This is a genomic window from Sphingobium vermicomposti (assembly GCF_011762025.1).
In the GTDB taxonomy this organism is placed as follows: domain Bacteria; phylum Pseudomonadota; class Alphaproteobacteria; order Sphingomonadales; family Sphingomonadaceae; genus Sphingobium; species Sphingobium vermicomposti.
Genome location: NZ_JAASQR010000003.1, coordinates 84,173 through 98,383 on the forward strand (window position 1 = coordinate 84,173; position 14,211 = coordinate 98,383).

The following is a 14,211-nucleotide window of genomic DNA, read 5'->3' on the forward strand; positions in this document are numbered from 1 at the left end:
AGCTTTAGCCCTTCATCCGGTTGACATCATCGACGGCAATGGTGCCGCGACCACGGAAATATATGACGAGGATGGCAAGGCCGATGGCCGCCTCACCCGCCGCGACCGTCAGCACGAACATGCTGAACACCTGCCCCACCAGATCGCCCAGAAAGGCGCTGAATGCGACAAGGTTGATGTTCACGCTGAGCAGGATGAGCTCAATCGCCATCAGGATGATGATGACATTCTTGCGATTGATGAAGATGCCGAGCACGCCCATCACGAACAGGATCGCGCTGACCACCATATAGTGCTGAAGGCCGATCACAGCTGCACCCCCTGCCCCACGGGCTGATTGACGTTGCGGACGGCATCCTGCGGACGACGGCGGTTCTGCCGGGCGATATTTTGCCCGCGCACGCCGCCACGGGCGCGATGAGTCAGCACGATCGCACCGATCATCGCCACCAGCAGCACGATCCCAGCCGCTTCGAACAGGAAGATATATCGCGTGTAGAGCAGCGTGCCGATGGCCTGGATGTTGGACATCTCCGGGTTCATCGGCGCGGCGCGCTGCGCAAGTTCGATCGGCCCGGCGCTCCAGATGCCGATACCCAGCACTATCTCAGCCAGCAGCACCAGCGCGATCAACATGCCGAACGGCAGATAATCCACGAACCCGGCGCGCAACTCGGCGAAATCGATGTCGAGCATCATGACGACGAACAGGAACAGCACGGCGACCGCGCCCACATAAACGATGACGAGCAGCATCGCGATGAATTCCGCGCCCAGCAGGACCATGAGGCCAGCCGCGTTGAAGAACGCCATGATCAGCCACAGCACCGAATGGACCGGATTGCGCGACAGGATCGTCAGCGCGCCGCTGCACACCACCAGCGTGGCGAACAGATAAAAGGCGAGAATGTGGATCACGAGACTATCTGGCCCCCTATCATCCGTTTGCCCTGCGCCTGTCGAAGGGCTGCACTTCCCGAGAAAAAGTGCGAGGCTTCGACAAGCTCAGCCCGAACGGGACATTTTTGAATCACCGCGCCCATTACCGGTAGGGCGCATCGGCGGCAAGGTTCGCGGCGAGCGCGCGCTCCCACTTGTCACCATTTTCAAGGAGCTTGGCCTTGTCGTAGATCAGCTCCTCACGGGTTTCCGTGGAAAATTCGAAGTTAGGACCCTCGACAATGGCATCCACAGGGCAGGCTTCCTGGCAGAAGCCGCAATAGATGCACTTGGTCATGTCGATGTCGTAGCGCGTCGTACGGCGGCTGCCATCGTCACGCGGCTGCGCTTCAATGGTGATCGCCTGCGCGGGGCAGACGGCTTCGCACAGCTTGCATGCGATGCAGCGTTCTTCGCCATTGGGATAACGGCGCAACGCATGCTCGCCCCGGAAACGCGGCGAAATCGGGTTCTTCTCATAAGGGTAGTTGATCGTCGCCTTGGCCTTGAAAAAATATTTCAAGGTCAGCGCATGCGCCTTCACAAACTCCCAGAGGGTGAAAGATTTGATGTAGTAACCGAGGCTCATTGTACGCCTCCGTAGCGCGTAAACATCAGGAAACCCGAAACCAGGAAGACGAAGAAGAGCGAGACGGGCAGAAAGACCTTCCAGCCCAGCCGCATCAACTGGTCATAGCGGTAGCGCGGCACGGTCGCCTTCACCCAGGAAAAGACGAAGAAGAAGAACAGTATCTTGGCGAACAGCCAGATAATGCCCGGCACATAATAGAGCGGAGCCCAGTCGAACGGCGGCAGATATCCGCCCCAGAACAGGATCGCGTTCAATGCGCACATCAGGATGACGTTGGCATATTCGCCCAGCCAGTAGAGCGCGAAGGCCATGGACGAATATTCGGTCTGGTAGCCAGCGACCAGTTCGGATTCCGCTTCGGTCAGGTCGAAGGGCGCGCGCGCCGTTTCCGCCAGAGCCGAAATCAGGAACATGATCGCCATGGGGAAAAGCAGCGGGTTGAAGCCGTTGCCGTTCAGGAAGCCATAATAGCCCTTCTGGCTTTCAACGATGGCGGTCAGGTTGAAACTGCCTGCCCACAGGACCACGGTGATGATGACGAAGCCGATCGAGACTTCATAGCTGATCATCTGCGCGCTCGCGCGGATCGCGGAATAGAAGGGATATTTGGAGTTGGACGCCCAGCCCGCCAGCACGATGCCGTACACACCCAGCGAACTGATCGCGAGGATGTAGAGAAGGCCGACATTGATGTCCGCCAGGACCACCCCAACGTCGAACGGCACCACCGCCCAGGCCATCAGCGCGACCGTAAAGGTGATGATCGGCGCGATGATAAACAGCGTCTTGTTCGCCGCTGACGGTATGATGGTTTCCTGCAGGAACACCTTGGCGCCGTCCGCAAAGGATTGGAGAAGGCCGAAGGGACCGACAACGTTGGGACCGCGGCGCAGGGCCATGGCAGCCCAAATCTTGCGGTCGGCATAGATGATCATCGCCACCGCCAGCATCAGCGGCAGGGCGATCAACAGGATGCCGATGATTGTGGCCAGCAGCCAGGCGCCATCAAAGGGCATGCCGAGATTATGGAAGAATGCGGTCACTCTGCGGCCTCCGCGAAGCTTGTCCCGTGGATCAGCTCAGCCGAACATTGCTGCATCGTCGGGCTGGCCCGGCAGATGGCGTTGGTGAGGTAAAAATCCTTGATCGGCGAACCGAATTCCCCCCTCGCGCCCGTCGGCAGATTGGGGATCGACCAAGTGTAATTGGCCAGGCCTTCAACGCCCAGCGCCGGAACAGCCTTTGCCATTTCGGCCCGTAGCTGTTGGAAATTGTCGAAGGGCAGCGTCGCGCCCAGCACTTCGGAAAGCGCGCGCAGGATTGACCAGTCTTCGCGGGCATCACCCGGCGCGAACACGGCCTTTTCGCCACGCTGCACCCGGCCTTCCAGATTGACGTAGGTGCCCGCCTTTTCGGCATAGCTCGCGCCGGGCAGGATCACGTCCGCCGCATGCGCACCCTTGTCGCCATGATGGCCGACATAGACTTTGAAACTGTCCGGGAAAGCCGAATAATCGACCTCGTCCGCGCCCAGCGCGAAGAGCAGCTTGGGCTTGGCGGCTGCGACAGCCTTCACGCCGCCGTCAACAGCATAGCCGAGCATCAGCCCACCCATGCGCGCCGCCGCGAAATGCAGCACATTGTAACCGTTCCAGCCATCTTTCACGAGGCCCAGCGTTTCGACCAGCGCCAGCGTATCGCCATGCGCGCCGTCCTTCGCCAGCACGCCGCCGCCGACGATCATCGCCGGACGCGTCGCCTTGCCGAACGCCTCAACCACCGATTCCGGCAGCTTGGCAAGCAGCGATGCGTCATTGCCCAGCCATTCGACCTTGTAGGTGAGATCGACCTGCGGCCCGATCGCGAAGACCTTGGCACCCTTCTTGATCGCCTTGCGGATGCGGGTGTTCACCAGCGGCGCTTCCCAGCGCAGGTTGGTGCCGACCAGCAGGATCACGTCCGCCGTTTCAATGCCATTGAGCGTCGTGTTGAAATTCACAGCCGACAGGCTGGACACGTCATAGGCAAGGCCGGTCTGACGTCCTTCCAGCATCGTGCCGCCGAGCTTCTCGACCAGCGCCTTGCCCGCAAACATCGTCTCGCAATCGAGCAGGTCGCCCGCCAGCGCAGCGACCGAACCGCCATGCTTGACCGCAGCGATTGCGGCAAAAGCCTCGTTCCAGGTCGCCGGAACCAGCTTTCCGTCGTGGCGGACATAGGGCTTGTCGAGCCGTTTGCGGACCAGACCATCGACATTGTGCCGGGTCTTGTCGCTCGCCCACTCCTCATTCACATCATCGTTGATGCGGGGAACGGCGCGCAGCACCTGACGGCCGCGGCTGTCGAGGCGGATGTTGGTGCCCACCGCGTCCATGACGTCGATCGCCATGGTTTTACGCAGTTCCCAGGGACGCGCCTCGAACGCATAGGGCTTCGACGTCAGCGCGCCGACCGGGCACAGGTCAACGACATTACCAGATAGTTCCGACTTTGCGGCCTTCTCCAGATAGGTTGTGATCTGCATGTTTTCGCCGCGCCCGATCGCGCCGATTTCCGGCACGCCTGCGACTTCCTCAGCAAAGCGCACGCAGCGGGTGCACTGGATGCAGCGGGTCATGACCGTCTTGACGATCGGACCCATATATTTCTCGGTAACGGCGCGCTTATTCTCATCGTAACGGCTGCCGCCCCGACCATAAGCGACCGACTGGTCCTGCAAGTCGCATTCGCCGCCCTGATCGCAGATCGGGCAGTCGAGCGGGTGGTTGATGAGGAGAAACTCCATCACCCCTTCGCGGGCCTTCTTCACCATCAGGCTGTCGGTGCGGATGTCCTGCCCTTCGGCAGCAGGCAGCGCGCACGACGCTTGCGGCTTGGGCGGGCCGGGCTTCACTTCGACCAGGCACATGCGGCAATTGCCTGCGATGCTCAGCCGTTCATGATAGCAGAAGCGCGGGATTTCCTTCCCCGCCAGCTCGCAAGCCTGCAGGACGGTCGCGCCCGCCGGGACTTCGAGTTCTACGCCGTCTACGGTTACTTTGGGCATGATTACTCCGCTGCCTCCATGACGGGGGCGCTACCCTTATTCTCGTTGATCCGCCGCTCGATTTCAGGGCGGAAGTGCCGGATCAGGCCCTGGATCGGCCAGGCCGCTGCGTCGCCGAGCGCGCAGATGGTGTGGCCTTCGACCTGCTTGGTGACTTCGTGCAGCATGTCGATTTCGCCGATGTCGGCTTCGCCCGACCGCAGCCGTTCCATGACGCGCCACATCCAGCCGGTGCCTTCGCGGCACGGGGTGCACTGGCCGCAGCTTTCATGCTTGTAGAAATAGGAGAGCCGCGAAATGGCGCGGACGATGTCGGTCGACTTGTCCATGACGATGACCGCCGCCGTGCCGAGCCCCGAGCCGACGCCTTTCAGGCCGTCAAAGTCCATCGGCGCGTCCATGATCTGCGCCGCTGGGACCAGCGGGACCGAGGAACCGCCGGGGATGACCGCCAGTAGGTTATCCCAGCCGCCGCGAATGCCACCGCAATGCCGGTCGATCAGCTCCTTGAAGCTGATGCCCATCGATTCCTCGACGACGCAGGGCTTGTTCACATGGCCGCTGATCTGGAACAGCTTGGTGCCCTTGTTCCCTTCGCGCCCAAAGCTGGAGAACCATTCAGAGCCACGGCGCAGGATTGTCGGCGCAACCGCGATCGATTCCACATTGTTCACCGTGGTCGGACAGCCATAAAGACCCGCACCCGCCGGGAATGGCGGCTTCAGCCGCGGCTGACCCTTCTTGCCTTCCAGGCTTTCGATCTGCGCAGTTTCCTCGCCGCAGATATAGGCACCCGCGCCGCGATGGACGAAGACGTCGAAATCATAACCGGAACCGCATGCGTTCTTGCCAAGGAAGCCCTTTTCATAGGCCTGCTCGACGGCGGCGAAGAGTATCTTCGCCTCATAGATGAACTCACCGCGAATGTAGATATAAGCGGCGCGCGCGCGCATCGCGAAACCGGCGATCAGCGCGCCTTCGATCAGCTTGTGCGGATCGTGGCGGATGATCTCGCGATCCTTGCACGAACCCGGTTCGGATTCGTCGGCATTGATGACGAGGAAGCTGGGACGACCGTCCTTGCTTTCCTTGGGCATGAAGCTCCACTTCATGCCGGTCGGGAAGCCCGCGCCGCCGCGACCGCGCAGGCCCGATGCCTTGATCCGGTCGATAATTTCGTCCTGGCCGATTTCCAGCAGCGCCTTGGTATTGTCCCAGTCGCCGCGCTTCATCGCCCCATCAATGCCCCAATCCTGGAAGCCATAGACGTTGGTGAAGATGCGGTCCTTGTCGGCCAGCGGTGCGATGATATCGCTCATTACCACTGCCCCCTATAATCGTAATTGTCCGAGACCATTTCCTTGAGGGTGGTCGGGCCGCCTTCCGGGCAGCTCGTCTGACGATCGATCTGCGGCCCGATCTTGGGCTGCTTGCCAACGGCGAGATCATCAAGGATCGCGCTCATGCTGTCATAGGTCAGGTCTTCGAAATTATCATCGTTGATCTGGACCATCGGCGCGTTGGCGCAGGCACCCAGACATTCGACTTCGCTCAACGTGAACAGGCCGTCGGGCGTCGTGCCGCCCTTCACCAGACCCTTGTTCTTGCAAGCCGAAAATACGTCGTCAGACCCGCGCAACATGCAGGGCGTCGTGCCGCAGACCTGCACATGATAGCGGCCTACCGGCGCAAGGTTGTACATGGTGTAGAAGGTCGCGACCTCGTAAACCCGCATGTACGGCATTTCGAGCTGGTCGGCGATATATTCCATCACCGGCACCGGCAGCCAGCCATTGGTCTGCGTCTCCGCACCGACCTGCCGCTGGGCGAGGTCGAGCAGCGGCATCACCGCCGACTGCTGACGCCCCGCGGGATAGCGAGCGATCACCTTCTTCGCCTGTTCGGCATTCTCCGGCGTCCACGCGAACGCGCCCCAACGCGCGCGCGTTTCCGCTTCGTCAGGGATATGAACTGCGTCAGCCATTAGCGGTCACACTCCCCAAACACGATGTCCATCGCGCCAAGGACGGCGGTGGTGTCGGCCAGCATGTGGCCCTTCATCATGAAATCCATTGCCTGCAGGTGAGAGAAGGCGGTCGGGCGGATTTTGCAGCGATAGGGTTTGTTGCTGCCGTCCGCGACCAGATAGACGCCGAATTCGCCCTTGGGGCTTTCGGTCGCCACATAGACCTCACCCGCCGGGACGTGGAAGCCTTCGGTATAGAGTTTGAAGTGGTGGATCAGCGCTTCCATCGAGCGCTTCATTTCACCACGTTTGGGCGGAACCACCTTGCGATCGAAGCTGGAGATCGGTCCTTCGGGCATCTGTTGCAGGCACTGTTTCATGATGCGGGCGGACTGGCGCACTTCCTCGACACGGACCATGAAGCGGTCATAGCAGTCGAAGTTCGTGCCCACGGGCACGTCAAATTCCATGCGGTCGTAGACATCGTAAGGCTGCGACTTGCGAATGTCCCAGGGGATGCCGGAGCCACGGATCATGGGACCGGAAAAGCCCCATTTCAGCGCGTCTTCCTTGGAAACGACGGCGATATCGACGTTACGCTGTTTGAAAATGCGATTGTCCGCGACAAGGCTGATCGCATCTTCGAACAGTCGCGGCAGGCGCGTGTCGAGCCAATCCGCAATGTCGGTCAGCAATTTGAGCGGTACGTCCTGATGCACGCCGCCGGGGCGGAACCAGGCCGCATGCATGCGCGCGCCCGAAGCCCGCTCATAGAAGTTCATGCAGTCTTCGCGAATTTCGAACAGCCACAGGTTCGGCGTCATCGCGCCGACGTCCATGACATGCGAACCCAGGTTCAGCATATGGTTGCTGATGCGGGTCAGTTCGGCAAAGAACACCCGCAGATATTGCGCGCGCAGCGGCACTTCCAGGTTCAGCAGCTTTTCGATTGCCAGCACATAGCTATGCTCCATGCTGAGCGGGGAGCAATAATCGAGCCGGTCGAAATAAGGCAGCGCCTGCAGATACGTCTTATACTCGATCAGCTTTTCAGTGCCGCGATGCAGCAAGCCGATATGCGGATCGCACCGCTCCACGATTTCACCGTCCAGTTCCATGACCAGACGCAGAACGCCGTGCGCCGCTGGATGCTGCGGGCCGAAGTTGATCGTGTAATTCTGAATCTGAGTATCGCCCAGCGTGGGATCTTCCGCGCTGGTCTTGTGATCCAGTTCTTCGAGATAGGTGGACATCAGCCTTTGTCCTCGGGCTTGGCGGCGCCTTTGCCTTCGTCAGTATGCGCTTGCGGCTTTACCGGAGCGTCGGACGACTTTTCCGCGCCCTTGCTGTTGGCCGGTTCGCCTGCGCCTGTTTCTTCCGACTTTTCCGTCACCTTGGGCGTCGCGCCGGCAGGCTGACCCTTGGGCGCGGATACGGGCGGCTGCGCTGGGGCGGGAGACGGCGCGCCAGGGGCCTGGGGTGCCTTCTCATCGCCCGGCAGCACATATTGCGCGCCTTCCCAGGGGCTCATGAAGTCGAAGGTACGGAAATCCTGTGCGAGCTGAACGGGCTTGTAGACAACGCGCTTGTCTTCTTCGCTGTACCACATTTCGACATAGCCGGTCAGCGGGAAGTCCTTGCGGAACGGATGCCCCTTAAACCCATAGTCGGTCAGGATGCGGCGCAGGTCCTGATTGCCCGCAAAGATCACGCCGTACATGTCGAACACTTCACGTTCCAGCCAGCCGGCGACCGGCCAGATGTGCGTGACGGTCGGGACGGGCATATCCTCATCCGTCGACACCTTCACCCGGACGCGGTGGTTCCGCGTGAGGGACAGCAAATGATAGCAGACCTCAAAGCGTTCGGGCCGGTCGGGATAATCGACGCCCGCAATCTCCATCAACTGCTGATAGTGCGCCTGATCACGCAGCAGCAGCAATGCATCGGCCAGTTGTTCGCGGACGACCGTGAAGCTAATTTCATCGGCATGATCGACGGTATCGATCAGCATGGGACCCAAAATAGCGGCGATTTCTTCCGCCAGGCCTGGGGCCGTTACGATCTTCGGTGCAGAATGACCCATATCAGCGCTCAATCGTCCCGATCCGGCGGATCTTCCGCTGCAACTGCATCACGCCATAAAGCAGCGCTTCGGCGGTCGGCGGGCAGCCAGGCACATAGATGTCGACCGGCACGATCCGGTCACAGCCGCGCACGACCGAATAGCTATAATGATAATAGCCGCCGCCATTGGCGCATGAGCCCATGGAAATGACATATTTCGGCTCCGACATCTGGTCATAGACCTTGCGGAGTGCGGGAGCCATTTTGTTGCAGAGCGTGCCTGCGACGATCATCACGTCCGATTGGCGCGGAGACGCGCGCGGCGCGGCACCGAAGCGTTCCATATCATAACGCGGCATGTTGGCGTGGATCATCTCCACCGCGCAGCAGGCCAGGCCAAAGGTCATCCACCACAGCGATCCGGTGCGCGCCCACTGGAACAGTTCCTCAGTCGACGTGACCAGGAAGCCCTTGTCACTGACTTCGCCGTTCAGCGCGTTGAAGAAATTCTGGTCGGGCTGCGTTCCCACCGGCGGCAGGGTGCCGGGGATGGGACGGTCAAGTTCTACTCCCAATCGAGGGCTCCCTTCTTCCAGGCATAGACGAGGCCGAGCACAAGTTCCGCTATGAAGACCATCATTGTCGCCCAACCGGCCCAGCCGATCTGATCGAGGCTGACCGCCCAGGGAAAGAGGAACGCCGCCTCAAGATCGAAAATGATGAACAGGATCGCGACGAGATAGAAGCGCACGTCGAACTGGCTGCGCGGCTCTTCAAAGGCCGGGAAACCGCATTCATATTCGCTGAGCTTGGCCGGATCGGGCTTGTGCGCGCCGGTCAGGCGGCCAACCGCCATCGGCAGGAACACGAATGCCCCGGAAAGCAGCAAGGCGATCCCGAGGAAAATCAGGATCGGCAGATATTGGGCTAGATCGACCAACGAAATCCCCTGGGCGAGATGACTATGGGCGCGCTTTAGGCCTGCCGCATAAGCGAAGCAAGGCCCGGAAGCATGAGAATGATTCGCAACTATTTGCTTCTTGAACGCAGCAACAATATGGGGGTCAGCGCAGCGCCCCAGCCACAAGTTTGTGCAATTTGCTGTGAATGGCGTCGTTGCCCGCGATCACTTCCCGGCGCTCGATCGCCTGGTCGCCGCCCCTGAAATCGGTAGCGAAGCCGCCCGCCTCGCGGACCAGCAACAATCCGGCTGCGACATCCCAAGGTTGAAGCCCGCTTTCCCAGAAACCATCATAACGGCCCGACGCGACATGGGCGAGGTCGAGCGACGCCGCACCGAACCGCCGGATGCCCGCCACCGAGGGCGCGACCGCGCCAAAGATGCGCGCCCACTGCGCCATGTCGCCATGACCCATGAAAGGGATTCCGGTCGCGATCAGGCAATCGCCCAGGTCCCGGCGAGCCGACACGCGCAGCCGCTGGTCGTGCCGCCACGCGCCCCGGTTCTTTTCCGCCCAATAGCTTTCGTCGGTGAACGGCTGATAGATCAGGCCCGTTGTCACCTCTCGCTTATGAGAGCCGTAGGACGGCTCCTCAACCGCGATGGAGATCGCGAAATGCGGGATGCCGTGCAGGAAGTTGCTGGTGCCGTCCAATGGATCGATGATCCAGCGCGGCTTGTTGGGATCACCTTCGATCACCCCGCCTTCTTCCAGCAGGAATCCCCAGTCCGGTCGCGCTTTCTGCAATTCTTCGACCAGGGTCCGTTCCGCCTGCTGATCGGCCTTGGACACAAAGTCCGCCGGTCCCTTGCGAGACACTTGCAGATGTTCGACTTCACCAAAGTCGCGGCGCAGTTTCGAGCCAGCCTTGCGGGCTGCGCGCTCCATGACGGTGAGAAGGCCGGAATGGGATACCATGGTTTTTCTTCCTCTCCTCCCTGTGGGGAGGGGTCGGGGGAATGTTATTTTTCAGGAAGGGCTGCGACATGCCCACCCCTAGCCCCTCCCGCCTGCGGAAGGGGAACTTACTGGCAGGTCAGTCCGCCCGCTTCACATATTCGCGCTCATACACATCGACGATGATGCGCGTGCCGGAGACAATGTGCGGCGGCACCATGACGCGCACACCATTGTCCAGGATCGCGGGCTTGTAGCTGGCCGAAGCGGTCTGGCCCTTCACAACGGCGTCAGCCTCCACCACGGTCGCCTCGACCGTTTCGGGCAGCTGGACCGAGATCGGGCGTTCGTCATACATTTCCAGCATGACCATCATGCCGTCCTGAAGAAAGGCCGAAGCGTCGCCCACCAGATCCTGCGGCAAGTTGATCTGCTCATAGGTTTCCGTATCCATGAAGACGAGCATGTCGCCTTCCGAATAGAGATATTGGAAATCCTTGGTGTCGAGGCGGATGCGCTCGACCGTTTCAGCAGAGCGGAAACGAACGTTATTCTTGCGTCCGTCGATCAGATTTTTCAGCTCAACCTGCATATAGGCGCCGCCCTTACCGGGCTGGGTGTGCTGGATCTTGACGGCACGCCACAGGCTTCCGTCATATTCGATATTGTTGCCGGGACGAATCTCGACGCCGCTGATCTTCATGGGAAGAGCCTGCCTATATGTCTGAAGGTGAAAAGAGCCGGCCTCTTTAAGGCTGGAGCGCCTCTACATCGTGCCGCCGCGAAGGGCAAGTGGGGTCAACGGAACGGCCCCACCAGCAACGGATAGGGATTGATCGCGCGCCCGCCATACCATGGTTCGTCCGGCCTTACGTCATGCACGGCAAAGTGCAGGTGCGGCGCTGTCGGGTCAGCATTGCCGCTGCTGCCGACGGTAGCGATTTTCTGCCCGCGCCGCACAAGCTGTCCTTCGGCAAGGCCCCGCGCATAGGCATCCAGATGCGCATAATAGTAAATGCGCCGTCCGTCGCTGGACCGCTGGTAAATGGTCAGCCCGCCATCGACGCTGGAGAATAGCTTCTCGACCCGACCGTCCGCTGCGGCGACCACTGCCCTCCCCCGCTCCGCCATGATGTCGATGGCATTATGGGGCCGCGCACCCCCCGCGCGGGATTGGGTGAAGGTGTCGGAAAGGCCCGACGGCGGCATATCTGCCACCGGGATGAGCAACGATCCGGCTTCGCCGTCCTCCAGTCTTTCCGGCGCAGCGATTCGGTCCGTTGGCGCATCGTCGGGTACGATCCGTACGCACATCCGCAGGAACAGGATGAGCAGCAACAAGGCCAGCGCAACGCCGCCCCATCGCCGCCGCCCCGGTCGCATCATGCCTGGAATATCGCCTTCACGCCGGTCTTGACCATCTGCGCGAGCCGCGCCGCGTCCCAATTGGTCAGGCGGATACAGCCATGGCTTTCAGTGCGACCGATGGTCCGCGGTTCAGGCGTGCCATGAATGCCGTAATGGGGTTTTGACAGGTCGATCCACACGACGCCAACAGGGCCGTTGGGGCCGGGCTTCAGAACCGCTTTCTCATCCCTTGCCTCTGCATCCCAGAATAGGTCGGGATTATAGTGGAAGTCGGGATTGCGGCTGACGCCCCTGACCTCCCACGTGCCGATCGGCAGCGGGTCATGTTCGGAGCCCATGGTGGCGGGGAACTGGGCGATCAACTTGTCCTGCCCATCGAACACCCGCAAAACGCCATCGGATTTGTCGACAATGATGTGATCGGCCTGCGGTTGATCCTTCGCGACCGCCAGGCTGGCGAGCGTATTGCCCCAGCCGCGTTCATCGCCTTCGATGCTGGCAACGGGCTGGTTGCCGATCGCCGGGACGCGGATGGTCGCGCCCGGCCCGACTTTCGTATCGGGCGCATTGAGAGCGATCAGCACTTCGGGCTTGGTATGGAAACGTTCGGCCAGCTTTTCCAACAGGTTGCGATAGCCGATGAAGGGCAGCTTGGCCTGTTCGTTAAGATCTTTGGGGACATTCACAAACGGCCCGCGCGCAAAGCCTTGCGGGATTTTCACGAGCCAAGTGGCGGGGCGCGCTTCACTGCCCAGCAGTGCCTTTGCCGTGGCGTCATCATATTTGCCGGTTTCGGGCAAGCCGCGCGACCGTTGGAACCCGTTTATGGCGGCGGTGAAAGACATGCCCTCCTTCCCGTCAATGACGCCGGGGGAAAAGCCCGCCCGGTCTAGCGCTACCTGCGCCTGCAATATCGCTTCCGCTCGCGCAGGCGCGCCCTGTGGTTCGGGAACGATGGTGAAGGCATAGGGGTCGTCGCCTGCCGTCTGGGCCGCTGTCTGCGCGGCGTTATCCTGCGGAGCGGGCGCGCTTTCGTTGGAATCGGAGACGGAAACCTTGCAGGCGGTGCAAAGCAGCGTGAGCGCGAGCAGATGGGTTTTCAAGGCGAAACTCTCCCTAAGTTCGGGAGGATAAACGCGCCGAAACGAATAAGGCTTCCTGTATCTATGCAACGGCGAAGAAAGCCGGTGCCGGTCAGCCTGCGCCCAGAGCCTTCGCAAAGGCCGCGACGCCTGCCTTCGGGCCGTCAGGATGGTTCCACACCGCGCCGCATACGGCCAGAAAGTCCGCGCCTGCTTCGATCAGCGGTGGCGCATTTTCCGGTGTGACTCCGCCGACCGCGACGCAGGGAAGTTCGAACAGCGTCGTCCACCAGCCCAGTATCGACGGTTCGGGGCGGTGGTGCGTTTCCTTGGTCGTGGTCGGGTAAAAGGCTCCAAAGGCGACATAGTCCGCTCCCGCCTCGCCCGCTTCCATCGCCAGGTGGCGGCTGTCATGGCAGGTGATGCCGATCTGCACTTTCGGGCCGAGAATCTTGCGCGCCTCACGCGGGTCGCCGTCGCCCTGGCCCAGATGAACGCCGTCAGCGCCCAGTCGCTGTGCCAGCGCGACGCTGTCGTTAATGATGAACGCAACCTCCCGCTCCGCGCACAGTTTTTGCAGCGGTTCGGCTGCGCGCGCTATCGCATCGTCATCGATGCCCTTCAGCCGCAGTTGGAATGCGGCGACACGTCCACCGTCGAGGGCTTCCGCCAACTGCCCCACAAAGCCGTCATCGATCACCGGCGGCGATATCAGGTATAATTGGCAGGAGGGACGAAAACCCCGTTCGAACTGGTCGGCAAAATGCGGATCGAGCGCCAGCTCTTCGTCGGTAAAGTCGGTCATGAAGACGAATTAAGGGCGAAAGAGCATAAAGTCGAGGACAGGACGCCTACCGTGTAAACAGATATTCATCTTTGCCGTACATCGGAAAGGCCGATGATCACCGTGTCCGCCAATGCCCCGAGAAAACTGCTGACCGTGGAGGTTTCCGGCTTCCTGAACAAGCAAGACGTGGCGGAGTTCGAGCAGCGCAAGCTGGAGGCGGCACAATCCATCAGCTACGGCGGCACGTTGGAATATGACGTGCTGATCGACACCACCCAATGCATGATCCAGTCGCAAGACGTCGTCGCCGCATTTCAGGATCTGATGGCTCATGCGCCGCACAAGGCCAAGCGGATAGCCGTCATCCGGACAGGATCGCTCGCACGGTTGCAACTGCAGCGCATTCTTGCGCGAGACGATGTGAAGATCGTCGAGTCCCGGGACGAAGCAATGGCCTGGTTAGCAGGCGCGTCCGCTCTCGATTGAAGAGAGGCGGCCACGCATT

At 60.9% G+C, this 14,211-nt stretch carries 17 protein-coding genes; 1 reads left to right on the forward strand and 16 read right to left on the reverse strand.

Features of this window, described 5'->3' with window-relative positions; all coding sequences use genetic code 11:
- Nucleotides 1–4 precede the first annotated feature (4 nt).
- The 16 genes from nuoK to thiE form a co-directional block, all read right to left on the reverse strand.
- The gene (nuoK, locus tag FHS54_RS09955) at nt 5–310 is read right to left on the reverse strand and encodes an NADH-quinone oxidoreductase subunit NuoK (RefSeq protein ID WP_004211745.1); all 306 of its coding nucleotides are present in this window, start codon (nt 308–310) and stop codon (nt 5–7) included.
- Nucleotides 307–918, reverse strand: coding sequence for an NADH-quinone oxidoreductase subunit J (locus FHS54_RS09960; protein ID WP_167303686.1), 612 nt, complete (start codon nt 916–918; stop codon nt 307–309). Before FHS54_RS09960 ends, nuoK begins: the two co-directional genes overlap by 4 nt.
- A 124-nt stretch (nt 919–1,042) precedes the next feature.
- Nucleotides 1,043–1,528 (reverse strand): NADH-quinone oxidoreductase subunit NuoI, encoded by a 486-nt coding sequence (nuoI, locus tag FHS54_RS09965; RefSeq protein WP_167303687.1) that lies wholly within the window; start codon nt 1,526–1,528, stop codon nt 1,043–1,045.
- Nucleotides 1,525–2,547 (reverse strand): NADH-quinone oxidoreductase subunit NuoH, encoded by a 1,023-nt coding sequence (gene nuoH, locus FHS54_RS09970; protein WP_208404905.1) that lies wholly within the window; start codon nt 2,545–2,547, stop codon nt 1,525–1,527. Before nuoH ends, nuoI begins: the two co-directional genes overlap by 4 nt.
- A 23-nt stretch (nt 2,548–2,570) precedes the next feature.
- Nucleotides 2,571–4,577, reverse strand: a complete 2,007-nt coding sequence (gene nuoG / locus FHS54_RS09975; protein ID WP_167303689.1) for an NADH-quinone oxidoreductase subunit NuoG — start codon at nt 4,575–4,577, stop codon at nt 2,571–2,573.
- A gap of 2 nt (nt 4,578–4,579) precedes the next feature.
- The gene (gene nuoF, locus FHS54_RS09980; RefSeq protein ID WP_167303690.1) at nt 4,580–5,896 is read right to left on the reverse strand and encodes an NADH-quinone oxidoreductase subunit NuoF; all 1,317 of its coding nucleotides are present in this window, start codon (nt 5,894–5,896) and stop codon (nt 4,580–4,582) included.
- A complete protein-coding gene (nuoE, locus tag FHS54_RS09985) occupies nt 5,896–6,561 on the reverse strand; it encodes an NADH-quinone oxidoreductase subunit NuoE (protein WP_167303691.1) in 666 nt (221 codons plus the stop codon). Before nuoE ends, nuoF begins: the two co-directional genes overlap by 1 nt.
- Nucleotides 6,561–7,799, reverse strand: coding sequence for an NADH-quinone oxidoreductase subunit D (locus tag FHS54_RS09990; RefSeq protein ID WP_425057316.1), 1,239 nt, complete (start codon nt 7,797–7,799; stop codon nt 6,561–6,563). The genes nuoE and FHS54_RS09990 overlap by 1 nt, the downstream gene beginning before the upstream one ends.
- Nucleotides 7,796–8,629 (reverse strand): NADH-quinone oxidoreductase subunit C, encoded by an 834-nt coding sequence (locus FHS54_RS09995; RefSeq protein WP_167303693.1) that lies wholly within the window; start codon nt 8,627–8,629, stop codon nt 7,796–7,798. Before FHS54_RS09995 ends, FHS54_RS09990 begins: the two co-directional genes overlap by 4 nt.
- A 1-nt stretch (nt 8,630) precedes the next feature.
- The gene (locus FHS54_RS10000) at nt 8,631–9,185 is read right to left on the reverse strand and encodes a NuoB/complex I 20 kDa subunit family protein (RefSeq protein ID WP_167303694.1); all 555 of its coding nucleotides are present in this window, start codon (nt 9,183–9,185) and stop codon (nt 8,631–8,633) included.
- Nucleotides 9,176–9,550 carry an NADH-quinone oxidoreductase subunit A gene (locus FHS54_RS10005; protein WP_167303695.1) on the reverse strand — a complete coding sequence of 125 codons (375 nt, stop codon included), beginning with the start codon at nt 9,548–9,550 and terminating at the stop codon, nt 9,176–9,178. The genes FHS54_RS10000 and FHS54_RS10005 overlap by 10 nt, the downstream gene beginning before the upstream one ends.
- A gap of 124 nt (nt 9,551–9,674) precedes the next feature.
- A complete protein-coding gene (locus FHS54_RS10010) occupies nt 9,675–10,490 on the reverse strand; it encodes an inositol monophosphatase family protein (protein WP_167303696.1) in 816 nt (271 codons plus the stop codon).
- Between the two features lie 118 nt (nt 10,491–10,608).
- Nucleotides 10,609–11,172: an elongation factor P gene (gene efp / locus FHS54_RS10015; RefSeq protein WP_167303697.1), complete on the reverse strand. Its 564-nt coding sequence runs from the start codon at nt 11,170–11,172 to the stop codon at nt 10,609–10,611.
- Between the two features lie 95 nt (nt 11,173–11,267).
- Nucleotides 11,268–11,855, reverse strand: a complete 588-nt coding sequence (locus FHS54_RS10020) for a M23 family metallopeptidase (protein ID WP_425057307.1) — start codon at nt 11,853–11,855, stop codon at nt 11,268–11,270.
- Nucleotides 11,852–12,940 (reverse strand): L,D-transpeptidase family protein, encoded by a 1,089-nt coding sequence (locus FHS54_RS10025; protein WP_167303698.1) that lies wholly within the window; start codon nt 12,938–12,940, stop codon nt 11,852–11,854. The genes FHS54_RS10020 and FHS54_RS10025 overlap by 4 nt, the downstream gene beginning before the upstream one ends.
- Nucleotides 12,941–13,031: 91 nt before the next feature.
- Entirely contained in the window at nt 13,032–13,724 is a 693-nt protein-coding gene (gene thiE, locus FHS54_RS10030; RefSeq protein ID WP_167303699.1) for a thiamine phosphate synthase, read from the reverse strand.
- Between the two features lie 93 nt (nt 13,725–13,817).
- Here thiE and FHS54_RS10035 point away from each other — a divergent pair, with 93 nt between their 5' ends.
- Nucleotides 13,818–14,192: a hypothetical protein gene (locus FHS54_RS10035; protein ID WP_167303700.1), complete on the forward strand. Its 375-nt coding sequence runs from the start codon at nt 13,818–13,820 to the stop codon at nt 14,190–14,192.
- The last annotated feature ends 19 nt before the right edge of the window (nt 14,193–14,211 follow it).